General features: G+C 42.8%; 12 protein-coding genes and 2 pseudogenes. 1 reads left to right on the top strand and 13 read right to left on the bottom strand.

Annotated features, from left to right (window positions below; all coding sequences use genetic code 11):
• Positions 1–30 precede the first annotated feature (30 nt).
• The 13 genes and pseudogenes from HMPREF0501_RS06960 to HMPREF0501_RS06905 form a co-directional block, all read right to left on the bottom strand.
• Positions 31–855: an alpha/beta hydrolase gene (locus tag HMPREF0501_RS06960; protein WP_050755772.1), complete on the bottom strand. Its 825-nt coding sequence runs from the start codon at positions 853–855 to the stop codon at positions 31–33.
• A complete protein-coding gene (locus HMPREF0501_RS06955; protein WP_006917229.1) occupies positions 833–2,224 on the bottom strand; it encodes a DHA2 family efflux MFS transporter permease subunit in 1,392 nt (463 codons plus the stop codon). The genes HMPREF0501_RS06960 and HMPREF0501_RS06955 overlap by 23 nt, the downstream gene beginning before the upstream one ends.
• A gap of 168 nt (positions 2,225–2,392) precedes the next feature.
• Positions 2,393–3,436: pseudogene (locus HMPREF0501_RS06950) on the bottom strand (zinc-binding dehydrogenase).
• A gap of 145 nt (positions 3,437–3,581) precedes the next feature.
• On the bottom strand, positions 3,582–4,973 hold the full coding sequence (locus HMPREF0501_RS06945) for an MFS transporter (protein WP_006917227.1): 1,392 nt from the start codon (positions 4,971–4,973) through the stop codon (positions 3,582–3,584).
• A 104-nt stretch (positions 4,974–5,077) separates the two neighbouring features.
• Positions 5,078–5,881: a PhzF family phenazine biosynthesis protein gene (locus tag HMPREF0501_RS06940; protein ID WP_006917223.1), complete on the bottom strand. Its 804-nt coding sequence runs from the start codon at positions 5,879–5,881 to the stop codon at positions 5,078–5,080.
• 20 nt (positions 5,882–5,901) lie between these two features.
• A complete protein-coding gene (locus HMPREF0501_RS06935) occupies positions 5,902–6,513 on the bottom strand; it encodes a hypothetical protein (RefSeq protein ID WP_006917222.1) in 612 nt (203 codons plus the stop codon).
• Between the two features lie 246 nt (positions 6,514–6,759).
• Positions 6,760–6,831, bottom strand: a pseudogene (locus tag HMPREF0501_RS09390) (hypothetical protein); the annotation flags it as partial.
• Positions 6,824–7,384 carry a response regulator transcription factor gene (locus tag HMPREF0501_RS06930; RefSeq protein WP_006917221.1) on the bottom strand — a complete coding sequence of 187 codons (561 nt, stop codon included), beginning with the start codon at positions 7,382–7,384 and terminating at the stop codon, positions 6,824–6,826. The gene HMPREF0501_RS06930 and the pseudogene HMPREF0501_RS09390, both read right to left, overlap by 8 nt.
• A complete protein-coding gene (locus tag HMPREF0501_RS06925; RefSeq protein WP_191975870.1) occupies positions 7,381–8,376 on the bottom strand; it encodes a sensor histidine kinase in 996 nt (331 codons plus the stop codon). The genes HMPREF0501_RS06930 and HMPREF0501_RS06925 overlap by 4 nt, the downstream gene beginning before the upstream one ends.
• Before the next feature lie 385 nt (positions 8,377–8,761).
• Positions 8,762–9,475 (bottom strand): mucin-binding protein, encoded by a 714-nt coding sequence (locus HMPREF0501_RS09305; protein ID WP_155801173.1) that lies wholly within the window; start codon positions 9,473–9,475, stop codon positions 8,762–8,764.
• Positions 9,476–9,495: 20 nt separating this feature from the next.
• Positions 9,496–11,841 (bottom strand): mucin-binding protein, encoded by a 2,346-nt coding sequence (locus HMPREF0501_RS06915; RefSeq protein ID WP_040456107.1) that lies wholly within the window; start codon positions 11,839–11,841, stop codon positions 9,496–9,498.
• 87 nt (positions 11,842–11,928) lie between these two features.
• Positions 11,929–12,993 (bottom strand): YSIRK-type signal peptide-containing protein, encoded by a 1,065-nt coding sequence (locus HMPREF0501_RS06910; protein WP_006917218.1) that lies wholly within the window; start codon positions 12,991–12,993, stop codon positions 11,929–11,931.
• 185 nt (positions 12,994–13,178) lie between these two features.
• Entirely contained in the window at positions 13,179–13,847 is a 669-nt protein-coding gene (locus HMPREF0501_RS06905) for a L,D-transpeptidase (RefSeq protein WP_006917216.1), read from the bottom strand.
• A 191-nt stretch (positions 13,848–14,038) separates the two neighbouring features.
• Between HMPREF0501_RS06905 and HMPREF0501_RS09055 the strand changes: the two genes are divergently transcribed.
• A partial coding sequence (locus HMPREF0501_RS09055; protein WP_050755771.1) for a hypothetical protein occupies positions 14,039–14,260 on the top strand: 222 nt, incomplete at its 3' end.

Here is a 14,260-nt window from a genome sequence, read left to right as displayed (position 1 = left end):
AAGCCTAATCGGTTTCGGACCCCTGATTATTTAGTTCTTTTTCCAGAGAAAATTATTGATCAGCTTAAAGACTTGTTTATTTTCATGCAAGCCACTGTGCGTGTATTGCTTATCTTGGAACATCTTGATCCGGAATGAAGCTGGCCGGTCACCGAGCATCTCCCGGACTGAACGCGTTGCCGCATTTGGTACCCGTCCATCTGACCCATTACCAGTGTTACCTCCAATGACGAGGACATCCGCATGCGGGTAAACATTCTTTAAGTTATCCATATGCGAGCGCATCTTTTCAACGTTGGCACTATCACGTGTCCAACCAGATAAACCACCACCGGCAATGACCACCTGTTTCTTCAGTTCTGGCATTCCAGACTGCGTACCATAGTCATTTAAATAGCTGAAGGCGTCCATGTTACCCATGGAGTGCGCCACAAAATTATATTTCGTAATATGATCCCGTTTTTGTAATGCTTGAATAACATTGCGAATGTACTTCGCGCCTTCAGCCATATCAGATTGTTTGTTATTGGCTAAATTAACTTCTACGATTGGGTTACGTTGTCCCGCGATCTTATCGCCGGAAATTTTGACTTGCCCGTTTTTATCAACTCGTGCCAAAGCGACACTTTTTGTTACCCCCGCCTTTTGAGCAGCCTTGACCATCGACTCTTCGGCATGATAACTACTACCGTAACCATGAATAAAAATAGTTGGTGTTGTCGAATTAACCCACTGCTTAGCGGCTTGTTGCTTAGCGAACGCTCCACCGCCACCGAGCAGTACGACCACAGTTGCAACAATTCCAATTAACGATCCTTTTTTAATTATCTCATTACTCCCTTCCCATTTCTGCATGTTGAAACTCCTGACGATTAGTGTGGAAAAATTGGGCAATGACCAGCGCAAAACATAAAATTGCGAAACAGGTAATGAACCCAACCTGAATCCCAACTGCGGACGTTCCAATATGATAATGGTGATCCGTCAAGTTAACCATTGCGACCACAAACGTCATGCCGAAACTTGCGGCGATTTGCCGAGTCGTATTAAACATTGCTACCCCATCCGGTAATTGGTCATTCGGTAAAATCGCTAATGCTTCCGTTTGGAGTGGGATTAATAACATTACGATCCCAAATTGCCGGACAAATTGCCAGAATGCCGCAAAAGTTGCTCCACTATGGACACCAATAAACGCTTGCATGGCGGTCCCAAAAAGATCCACTACCAATCCATAGGTCACCATCCAGCGAATAGGGTAACGGTCAAACCACTTCCCGCTAACTGGTGATAGTAATCCAGTTGACAAGGCGCCTGGCAAAATTACTAACCCCGAAACAAAAGCACTCTGGTGCATTACATTCTGCACTAATAACGGTAACAAAATCGTATTACCGTACATCGTTGAAACCAATAGAAAGTTGACCATCACCGCCAACGTAAACTGGGTGTGACGGAAAATCCGTAAGTTAACGAACGGGTGTTGACTATGCCACTGGGTGCCCACAAAAATCACTAAGGCCAACAAGCCAATGAAGAGTGCACCGGCAACGCCGAAGCTCAGGAATGACTGACTACCAAAATTAGAGAAACTATTTAACAAGAACCATAAACTAATACTACAAGTGATCAAACCCGTAATGTTAAATTGCGGGTTTTCTTTTGTGGCCAAGCTTGGCATCTCAATCCACGATAATACTAACGTGATCAAGATAAATGGTAGCACTAAAATAAATAAATAGCGCCAGCTAAAGAAGTCCAAAATTAACCCAGCCACCGAAGGACCAATAATTGGTGAAAAATTAAATGCTAAACCAACAATCCCCATTACCGCTCCTTGATGACCATCCGTGGCATACTTCATCGCCATCACATTCACCAGTGGCATCATAATTCCAGAACCAATGGCCTGAATCATCCGCCCTACAACAATGATATTAAATGTCGGCGCCACCGCACCAATGACCGTTCCAATCCCAAAAATTGCGGTGAAAATTAAGAACAGGTTGCGGTAGCAATACTTTTTAATCAGGTACGCACTTACCGGGATCATCAGGGCGTTAACCAACATATACCCATTGCTGACCCACTGAACCCGCGCAGACGATAAATCAAAGTCCCGCATTAGAGTCGGCAGGGCAATGTTCATCATTGTAGAACACATGATTCCAAAGAACGTTCCTAGCACCATGATTGATAATACGAATTTTTGTTTTCGACTCACTTTTTACTCCTCTTTTTCTAATGCCTAATCAGCATACACGGGATTGGGGTAAAAAACAATTCTCAAATTAAAATTTTGTGTAGATCGCAAGTCGGCATAGCACAATACATAAAAGGCTTTCAAGGCCACGGTTTGCCGCGACCCTGAAAGCCGATTGAGCTTATTTAATTAGTCACTAACTTTAACGTATGACTTGATGACTTTCCGGTCCGCCATTTCTTGGTAAGCATCATTAATTTGGTCAAGGGTAAAGGTCTTCGTGAAGACCTTACCTGGATTAATCTTACCATCCAGCACTGCCTTTAATAAGATTTGCTTATCATAGGTCGTAACTGAAGCAGGGCCACCCGCAATCGTGGTGTTGTTATAGAAGGATTGCGTCATATCCATTGCTGGCATGTGCGGTAATCCAACTCGACCAACGGCAGCCCCTGGACGAGCAACCTTCATTGCCGTTTCAGTTGATTGTTCTGTCCCGACACATTCAAGAACAGCATCTGCGCCGCTCCCATTAGTAAGATCCATGATTTCCTTAACGGCATCGTCACCACGCGAAGCAACATTATCAGTAGCACCAAATTCAACCGCTAACTGATGACGATCTTCGTGCCGACTAGTGGAAATAATTCGACTAGCACCACGGAGCTTAGCCGCAATAATTGCGGAAAGGCCAACAGCCCCGTCACCCATGACAACCACCGTGTCACCAGGTTGAACATTGGCAACCCGTGCAGCATGGTAACCAGTCGCCATGACATCGGCGAGTGTTAATAGAGATTTCAGCATGCCCTCACTGTAATCGCTTGGTTGACCAGGAACCTTAACCAATGCCCATTGACCGTGTTGGAAACGAATGTATTCCGCTTGTGTCCCAGTAGAGAAGTTATTACTATGGTCTTGGCAAACGCCGTCAAAACCAGCAAGTCAAGCTGCACAATGTCCACAACCGTGGGTAAATGGTGCAATTACAAAGTCGCCTGGCTTAACGGTGGTAATGGCATCACCAACTTCTTCAACAATTCCTAAGGCTTCGTGCCCAGAGTTTTCCGAATTTGGTTCGACTTTGTTAATACCACGGAAATTCCACAGGTCAGATCCACAAACACAGGCCCGGACGACCTTTAAAATCACGTCGTCATCCTTTTGAATGGTTGGCTTTGGTGAATCAACAATCTTCATTTCGCCAGCTTGAGCTAAAATCGCATTCTTCATGATTAGAGCTTCCTTTCTTTGTTTAACTACAGTCATTTATCAACTGCTATCAACATTACTGACTACATTATAGTTCGCTGATTAACAAATGTGAAATACCTATTACTGATTAATTTCTATATGCAAAATGCATGATTGGTATTTATTAGCGCTGATCTTGATGGTGATAATTGAATAATGAAATCACTAATGTGAGGATGGTCAAAGCTACGGTCATAATAAAATCGAGTTGTCCACCAACATAGGTCCGTTGGGCCATCGATCCGGTCCCATGATTCTGAAAAATCGCCATTAACGATGCTAGAAAAACAACCCCCGTTGCACCAGCGAATTGTTGAATCATGTTAAAAAGTGAGCTGACGTCCGCGGCACTTTCCGCAGCCACATTGACCGTCGCATTTGAAATCGTGTTTGAGAAGGCAAAATTAAAGCCGGTTCGCAAAATAATGAACAATACCATCATTAACAGGGGCGTTAGGTGAGGCTGAAGTAGCCAAAAACCCAGTCCACCAATCACGAATAAAACATTCCCTAATAGCACTGGCAGTTTAAAACCATACTGGTCTGCCAGATGACCAGCAAATGGTGAGATAATCGCGCCACAGATCGCTCCCGGCAGCAAAACAACCCCGGAGACAAACGCAGACGCGTGTAACGTGTATTGAGAATAAACTGGAATCACCAGGGAGATCCCAATATTGATAAACTGTAAATTAAAGTAATTCAAGCCATCAAGGGCCACGGGTAGGTCCCTAAAAATCCCCAAGTCTACTAGGGACGTGGTTCCGCTCCCGTTGGCCTTCACAAATCCAGCAAAGAGCAGTAATGCAGCTAACAAAATTACCCAAAACTTGAAATCAAAGCCAGTTTTTCCAATAATCGAAAGAGCATAAATCCAGATGATCATTGCTAGTGCCAAAAGTATAAAACTGCCCGTACTAAATGGCTTCGTCTCTGCCAACGGAATATTAGTAATCAACCACTGCCCTAATACTAGAGAAATAATCGCAAGGGGCAGCACTAACCAAAAGATCATCCGCCATGATAGCGCCGTGGCAACTAATCCACCATATGTCGGCCCCAATGCCGGCGCAAACGAAATTACCATCGCAGCAATTCCCGTCATTGAGCCTAATTTGGACCGCGGAATGTTAGTAAAAATCAGTTGAAACATCATCGGGGTCGACAAACCAGTCGCGGCAGCCTGCACAAAACGACCAAACAGCAAAACCGGAAAGTTCCCTGCTAATGCACAAATAATGTCACCGATAATAAAAGCGGCTACGGCAATCAAGTGCAGTCTTTTAACAAAAACCCGTTTGAGTAGAAAAGAGGTGGTCCCCATTACAATCGTAACCATTAATAGGTAGCCAGCGGTAATCCACTGGGTAGTATCCAGCGAGATATTGAACACCCGCGACAGTTCTGGATAGGTCACATTGGTGGCGGTCTCCGTTAAAATTCCAATAAAACTTAATAAGGCGACCGAAAAAATGGCACCATACGTTCGTCCGCTTACTTTTTGATTTGTTGCCAAAAAATCCCCTCCTCAAAATAAAAAGCTACGGCAATTTGCTTTGCCATAGCTTGAATCATTTAATTCTACTTTACCTGAATTATTATATAAAAGCAAAGGGCCCCCTAACTTTTTTCTGACAAATTTAATTGTCCCGCAGAATACAGAACTGATTTCCCCGCCAATTTGGTGGTATTTCTAGCGTATGTGCAATACAAAACGCCGCCTCGGTCAGAAGCCTGGTAAGCTACTAATTCATTTTTACCTAACTTGCGTGCCCAATACGGAATAATATGACAATGACCACTGCCGCAAACTGGATCTTCTGGCACCGCCAATTTAGGTGCAAAAGATCGGGAGACGCAGTCATACTTTTGCCCTTTGGCCGTCACATTTTGAAGAAGGCCTGGTAGTTGAGCTAACTTCGTTTGATCAGGGTTCATTTTAATAACCGTTTCCTTAATAACCGTTTCCGGATTTTCAAACACACATAACAGATCACGGCCAAGATATGCTGCACGTGGTTGAACCCCAAAAGCGGCCGTCATTTCAGCAGTCACTGGGATCGCTTTAAGATCGTACGATGGAAATGCCATTTCATAGCGATCACTCTTTTTAGTCACTACGAGCTGACCGCTTTTCTTCGTTTGAAAAATAATGGTATCATTATCCGCTGGGGCTGCTTCTTGAAAAATCACAAAGGCCGTCGCTAAAGTGGCGTGCCCACATAAATCAATCTCCCCACCGGGCGTAAACCACCGCAAGTCATAGTGGTTTGCATCCCGACGAATTGCAAAAGCAGTCTCAGAAAAACGATTTCCCTTAGCAATATTCATCATTAGTTGTTCCTGCGGCCACTCTTTGACTAAACAAACCGCAGCAGGATTCCCCTTAAATAATTCATCAGTAAAGGCATCCACGACATACATTGAAATCATGATTTCACTCCCTAACATCGACAAAAGGCTGGCATGTGCTCATCACAGAAATTAACAATGCGGGGCTGAATAAGCAAGCCAATGACCGTTCCCACATGCACTGCATATAAGGCATGATTATGCAGCACACAGATCACAATAATGATGATGGGTAAGACCATGTTAAAACCCATTGTAAAGTGAACGTTAAAATGTTTTTTCAGTGTGACGGACAAGTCATCGTGCGGATGGCAGCACCGAGCACGTTGATAAATAGCAAAACCAGTAAATGCTGTCACCAGGCCCAACAGATCAAAAGCTAAGCGCCATACCATGGGCAAACGATCAATCCCAAAGTGTCGCCACCATCCAGCAAACCACTGCATTAAAATACTATACGGAATCAGAAAAGCAAATTCCTTGCCGAGGTTCGCCCAAATGATCCGGCCAGTAATAAGCGCATTCAAAATAATTACCACAAGTCCCTCGGTAAAAATAGTTTCTGTCATGGTCCACTGCAGTGTATGCATGATATTAACGATTGAAGCCGGCCATGGCATACTTCCCATGTTCGTAACGATTGTCATCGAATGACCAATTGAATTTAAAACAACAGCTAATGCGACCGCTAAAACTCGGCGCATTATTCCTCACCTCAAATAAAAAAAGGCAATCCCCCGTTATTTCCCGGGAAATTGTCATTTGCATTAATCTTTCTTTTCTGCGTTATTTAATGACTTCATAATGGAAGGGTTCTTGGAATGACAATCCTTCAACATTTGCAAGTCTTCTGCACTTAACTCAACAACATACTTACTCATTATAATTCCCCCGTTTTTCGTTATCGATTAACTATTAATATACCACTAATGGTCAGAACTGCAATGCCTTTAAATCAGACCCTTTTTTACTGCAACCGCAATCGCTTGCGCTCGATTATGCACCTTTAGCAATTCATAAACGGAGGATAAGTAATTTTTGACAGTCCGAGTGGTGACAAAAAAGTTTTTCCGCAATTTCAGCATTTGTTTTACCATCCGCAATCATCTTCAGCAATTTAATCTGTTGGGCGGAAAGTTCGACGTCACCACCGTGTTCTTCATCTTTCAGTACTGATGACAAAACTTCCCGACTGATCGCGATGTAGTTTGGATCCCGGAGAATATCTTCAATGCTGTCCGCAATCTTGTAGGGATCTTCATTCTTTAATAGGTAACCACGAATTCCCTTCTTAACTACTTGCCGTGCAATTTGCGGGTCAATCTCCGTTGATAAAATCATGATTTCAGTCTTACCGACTAACTGGTCGATTAAAGATCCTCCATCCATCTTGGGCATCAATAAATCAACAATCACCAATTCTGGGAAACTATCTAATTCATCTAGTTTTCTCAGGGCCTCCTCACCATCCGAGGCCATCGCAACAATTGCTAAATCATCATAACTTTCGATAACCTGTTTGAGTCCCTCCCGAACAATGGGATGATCATCAACGATCATGATTGTGTGTTTCATAAAGTTTCCTCCTCAAGTTTAAACCGGGCCACGACCTTAACTCCATCGTTAAGAGATTCAACCGTGACTTGACCACCGTGTTTAGCGGCTCGTTCATTCATATTTTTCAATCCAAAGTGATTCGTTAATTTTGTCGGTGGGACAAAACGTCGACCGTGATCAATAATCAAAATTGTCAACCATTTCTGATCATGGTGAATTTCAACTGCCGCTTGTGTAGTACGACCGTGTTTAACCACATTCATCAAGGCTTCCCTAACGACTTGACTAATATCATGCAGTTTTTCATTTTCGATTAACAAATCCTGCGTAAATTGCAGTTTTGTTTGCAACTGGTAATTCTCCCGCATATCGTTAATTAACCGCACAATCGCCTGTTTCAACGACCGCTGTGGTTGATCTTCCGCTGCCTTCCGGTATTGTTGGATTAACTGACGGGATTCTTTAATTGCTGATGATGTCATTCCTTCTGTCCGTTCCAGCATTTGACGCATTTTCGGATAATCCTGCTGATCAGCCAAATGCTTAACTACCGCTAATTGCATGTTAATCCCCACAATATCTTGGGTTAACGTATCATGTAAATCACGTGCAATTTCCTGTCGCACCCGTTGCGAAGTTAATTCCGCAATCTTGGCATTGGCCTGGTTTAATTTATGGTTGGTTTGTGTTAACTCTTCAGCTTGATAAAAACGGCGATAGACACTGTAATAGGCCGCATAAGTCAGGACTACAATGGTCAGAACTGCTTCTAGCAGTAAAAGCCAAATATCCAAACCCTTATGACCAGTAAAGAATGGAATAGCATACAAAATAGTTACTACTGGTGGATACTTAAAGTTACGCAATACCGTTAATTCCTGAAAGAGGAGGACCGGCAAACATGCCATTTCAAAAATAATTTGACTTTCGTCAATCATGGTTGAACCTAGCCATAGAATTACTACCGCTTGAGCAATCAACAGAATTTCAGCCGGCAACCATTTGGCCAAGTAAGGCATCATTAAAATGAGACCAAAAATAAGGATTAATGGCACAATCTACTTATTTATACTGGGGCCACGTAAAGCCGATAAACTGTTAATGATTGAAGCAAACATCCAGATCCAGCAAAAGAAGAACCAGCGGATCATCCGTAAAATTTCAAGTTCAATTTTTCGATGAGTTACTTTATCATCCATATTAACACCTTAATTTGTTCAAAAGAAAACACGTTAAAAAGCGTGTTTTGTCTATCATATGGCAATTTGAATAATAAATCAATTTTTAATTTTGCCATCAAATAATTACAAATATCATTAATTAACCTTGATAACATCAACCAAATTGATTCACATTTTTCTTATCTCACGTTCGTGACTTTTCCTATTGAGGAAATTATTTTGTTGAACGTTTTCGACTTGCGAAACCTAATGTTCCGAACAACGAGGCAATTCCTAAGCCAATAATCGCTACTGGATTACTATTCCCCGTTTGCGGCAGGCGGTTCAATGTCGCTTTCGTCTTTGCAGCCGAATTCTTCTGCTGAGCAGAATCGTGCTGGACCACATTCTGATGGGATGTGACAGCTAGTGTTCCTTGAGCATGGACAATCACTGGTTGCGTTTCCTTAGGATGTTCAGTAGCAATTGGTCGAGTTGGTTCAGTGGGCTGGATTGGCTGAGCTGGCCGCGTTGGTTCTACCGGTTTCGTCGGTTGAACTGGCTTGGTTGGTTCAGTTGGATGAACGGGGTCTGAAGGTTTAGTTGGCTGAGTCGGTCGCGGATCGGCAGCATAGGTCACCAGTACCTGAATATCTGGTGAAGTATGTGTGATCCCGGTTTGCGCCTTAACCTGGTTAGTAGTGGTATCTAAAACATCGTTGCCTTGATCATCGGTTGCCGCTACGACGTGGTAACCCTTGATTTGTGGATTACCAACACTCGCAAAACTACCGCTATCCTCTTCACCGTTAGCAAGTTTCCAGCCGCTAATGACATTTTGATTTGTGACAAGGTCACGGTAGCCAGTACCATTAAAGGTCAATGTCATTTTGTGCGGCGTTGCTAATTGATTTCCCTTTTGGTCTTGGTAGTTAACCGTTTCTGTCACCGTCCGCTGATGTTGAGCACTTAACAATACATGGGCATGGGTAAAGTGAATCGTGAAACTCTGATTAGCATCCGTAAAGTTGCCAAAGAGGGTTTGCCAGTCTCGCCATTAACCGCGATGGATGGGTGGATTAAATTCCCCGTCTCATCATCGACAAAGTTTAAATTGGCCTGCTGATTTTTGGCATAATAGACAGTTACTCCAACATCATCTGAGCTTGGCGTCATCACCATTGCACGAACGTTCTGACCGTCAACTCGATCAGGAGTAGAACTCTCAACAGTTGAAAAATGGTAGCCAGCAATCTTCGGCGATGTTACTGCTTTAAAGTTGGCATCCCCGGTAGTCACCTTCCATGCGTAATCACCGGTGTGGTTAGTAACCAAGTCGTGTTGAGCAGTTCCCGTAAATATTACCTTTTGTTCGACTGAATGAGCTGCAGATTGGCCATTCGCCAAGAAGTAATTGATCGTCCGGGTCTTGGTGGTCGTCTTAGTAACCTTCTGAAGATCATGTTTCAAATGAACCGTGAAACTATTTTTCTGGTTATCTGCTTGATACTTTGGACTATTATTGAAATCGTTGCTGACCAAAATATAGTGTTGTTTTTGGTAGTCCGCAATTTGTTGATCGGGATCGTTCTTAAAGTTGATTAGTGAATTATATGAACCAGTGGCGCGATCTGTGTTTAAAGTCTTCCCAGTCGTATCATCAACATACTTGATTTCAGCTTTCTGCTCATTAGCTGAGTAAATAACATAGTACGTATCAGTTTCTTGTGCGCCGTCTTTCAAATCAGTTGGCTTTGGTGCATCAATGTGATCGTAGTTAGCGGTGTAACCTGTGATGATCGGCGAAACAACCTTAGTAAAGTTACCATCAGCCTGCCAATCTCCATCACCAGTCTTAGTATAGTTAACAGTCTTCTTAAATGACGGACTGGCATCTTGACCACTCTTACTACCAAACTTATAGTAAATAACCTCAGTAACACTCGCCGTTTGTTGAACCGGTTGGTCTTTTTGAACGTAAATAATGAATTCATGTGGTTGACTCTTGCCAGCAGTTCCAAAACTAAAGGCCGCTAGTTTATCAGGATCAAAGTTTGTTAAGACCGTTTCTTGACCATTGTGCACACTGACTGCTTTTACAAAATGATACCCTTTCAGGCCATCGTAAACAGCTTGCCCACCTTCGAACTTAATCGTCGAGCCAGTCGCTCCTTGGTATGAAACATCATTGGCCACGGCCTGACCTGAATCAATATCTTTGAAACTGAGTGTATTGGTGACGAGGTCGGCTGCCGAGCCTCCACCATCAACGGTGTTGTTGCCATCATAAGCAATTCCAGCAGTCCATGGTGCCCCAAATTGTCCAGAGTAATCCTTGGGTTGACCATTTTGATATGAAACAAATTGAGTTAAGGCGACCGGAAGAGTCTGCAGAGTCTTCATCAAAGCTGTATTATTCGTTTTCGCACCATTATACGTACCTGTTGCTACCGTTTTGGCTGCTGCCATATCTTGATCATAGGAAGTAATCCCATCTGGCATGGTAAAGTTATTGGCAGAAACTGTGACGACTGGTACTGAACCCTTCAAAACAATCTTCTGATTCTTTTCTGGTTCTAAGTTGGTTAATTTAACATGCCAAACCGCTGTTTCCTGATTTGGATTTTTTGCGTCAGTGGTGACCGTCATTGTAACTGTCGCCTTAATTTTTGGTTTTTCACCAGCCTTACTGTTCATCTTGACGTAGGTTTGCCCATCATTAACGACTTCATTTGCCAACGACTGCTGGTCATTCGCTGCAACTGACTTTTCAATTGCCTTTTCTAAATCATTGGCGCTGGTAAAGGTAAAATTAATCTGTCCAGTTGGATCCTTAGTAATGGTTGTCCGAATGTCAAATTCGTCACCTAAATCCTTGGTTGAGAGGCTGGCATTTTGAACGTTATTCCACTGAGTGTTGATTCGCACATCACCCTTCTGATTCCACGTCCGGTTAGTGGAATAGGAGGTCCCAGCACCGATTTGTGTGTTACCAACCCCAATTGGTTGCGCAGTATAAATGTACTGCCCATTGACGGTAAAGCCGCTGGCCATCGTTTGGCCGTTAATGGTAACGTCATTAGTTGGTGTGTACTTAAATTGGGTGTGATCCTTATCTGGATCAGTAGTTGTTTGATAAACATAATTTGATTGCCAATTATTTAAAGAAGCCTGCTGACCATTAGCACCCCACTTCAATTGGAGGGTAAAGGTTGGGCTATTAAGCAAGCCAAGTTGGTTGTCAAAGACTAACCGGTAGTAATCGCCCATGTTATAAACAGTTCCAACATTGGCAACCTTAAATTCTTTAGCCAAATTATGGTCATAAGTAACATATTTTGTTGCGCCAGTTTGCTCATCATGGTAAGGAATACCGAGGTGAAAATCAACGTAATCGCCATTTTAAACCGCCCCGGTAATTTGAATAGTTGGGTCAATTTCTTCATACCCCGCCTGGCCGGTTTGAGTCGCATCGACTTGATTCGACTTAACACCAGTAACCTTGTAATTACCTTTAGCTAGTTGTTGTGCTCCGGGTACGATTATATAGGCTGGCTTGGAATTATTATCCCACCATTGAGCATTATTAAAGCTTGTTAAATCACGAATATACGTATAAGTAGTCCCATTTCTCAGTGTAATTGTGCCAGTACCGCCTCCAGCACCACTTTCACCGGTGGCCTTCATATGGTCGTTAAGGGGCATTAATAATGGCGACCACTGATTGTATAAGGTGTATGCTCCGCCCGCCGTCGCTAATGGACTAATGATCGCAGAAATATTCAAGGGTGCACCATAGCTTGGCGTCTGTGCTAATGTCAGCATAAACGTCCGCTCACCATTTGGGCCAACCAAACCCAGGTTTTGCAGTTGGTAACCTAAAGCAGCATCACTACGGTTTGGTATGAGAGTTTGCGTATCAAAGCCTGCTGGAATCATGATTAAGTATTTGCTAGTTCCTTGATAGTCAGCAGAGTTGGCAACATTTGTCCCACCCCAGCTTTGAATTACATAGTTAATTGTTGATTGGTCGCCGGCCTTATATTGGGCATCAGCTGCATTCCCCGTCCACTTTTTAGCAGTATTATTTGGTTCCCAATTAGTCATTCCAGAAAATGTTGGCGTTGTCACATCTTGCGTCTTGTTTTCTGTAACTGCCTGCACGGTTGCTGGTCGAGCGGCAGTCGTTTGGAGCGTAGTTGTCCCCAGTTGATGATCATTTTTAGATAAACCGTTGTCATGATTGATCATTTGATCATCTGTAGTTGATGTTGGTTGAACCTGCTGTGCGACAGGTGTAGCTGTCTGTGTTGATGACTGATTAACCGCTGCATGTGCCGTTCCAATCATAAAAGTGGTTCCTAAAAGGACAGATGCAACCCCAATCGTCAGTTTCCGTAAACCGAACCGTTGATGTTGCTGGGCATTTTTTTCATCCAGCAACCGTAAATTATTTTTTGAGAGCATTACTGGTCTCCTCCCCTAACATTGCGTAGTTACTTATTCATTGATAATTATAGTTCTATTAATTAAATTGTAAAGCATTACTAACATTATGAAAGGGTCGGTACGATCAACGCTTTTCCAACTTTATACATAATAAAAGAGCCCCATCGTCCGGCGTTGCCGAACTCTGAAGCTCTCACATTTTCTTAATCTTCAATTGTTACCTTGGTACCAACCGGCAAATGTTCCATCATCCACTGAGCATCAGCCACTGATAGGCGGACACACCCATGGGAGCCAGTTGACTTACCGAGTTTTTTGGCTTCTTTAAGATTGTATGAACCATCTGCACTGGTGGGGACACTATGAAATAGGTACTCACCATGGTTCAGCCACGAAACATAATAATTAGCGCCTTCATTTAAACTGCTATTGAAAAAGTTGGCGCCCCGTTCAGCCTGAACATAAAAGGTTCCCGTCGGCGTATCACTAGTCTGACTACCTGTTTGCGCATCACGATGGTAATTTCCTGCCGAACTATACATGGTGTAAATAACCTTTTTGCCATCCCGCAGATAGGTTCGGTTCTTTTTGATCTTCACTAAGACGTTAAAATTTTTAACCTTCGTTAAATCGGGGTATGGTTTAGTTTCCGATGACTTTTTCCAATTAATAGGACGGCGAATCGACTGCTCGGCCGCTGCCTGTTGATGATGTTTTGAGTGGTGACTGCGTGGCGATTTTTCATTAGCAGTTTGACTGGTCCGGCTTTTCGCAACATGGGAAGCTTGATGAGTCAACGGTCGTACCGCGCCAAAGTAAAGCACTACCACACAGAAGCAGCAGTAAATTAGATTTTTCTTCCAGTTTGTCATAGAATAAACAACTTTCTTATTATTTCTGAATATGTGATAATTTATATACGTTATTCAATTTTATGAAAGTATTTTCGTTTGTCAATCGGAGTCCCATACAATGCGTGAAAATTTAAAAATCTCTTACTTAACCGCCATCATTTTCTTTATTATTACCGTAATTTTAGCTAATTTAAACTAGGATGAATTAAATGAAAAACTATCTAATTAGAACTTGGTACTACATTTTAAACCACCACTGGGCAAAAGATATTTTACGAGCGAATCTCTTATATCTAATTCTCGTAATTCTTTTTGAAGTGATTCATTTTCACCTGCATCCCATCAGTGGCGGATTATTCTTTCGAATGTTGATCGTCTTGAACATTTGTCAGTTCTTTAAGGCGGGGTTGGATTATTTGGTTAATGGAAAC

Source organism: Limosilactobacillus coleohominis 101-4-CHN (genome assembly GCF_000161935.1).
Lineage (GTDB): Bacteria > Bacillota > Bacilli > Lactobacillales > Lactobacillaceae > Limosilactobacillus > Limosilactobacillus coleohominis_A.
The sequence above is the reverse complement of the archived record's forward strand: the minus strand, read 5'-3'. Positions and strand labels throughout refer to the sequence as shown.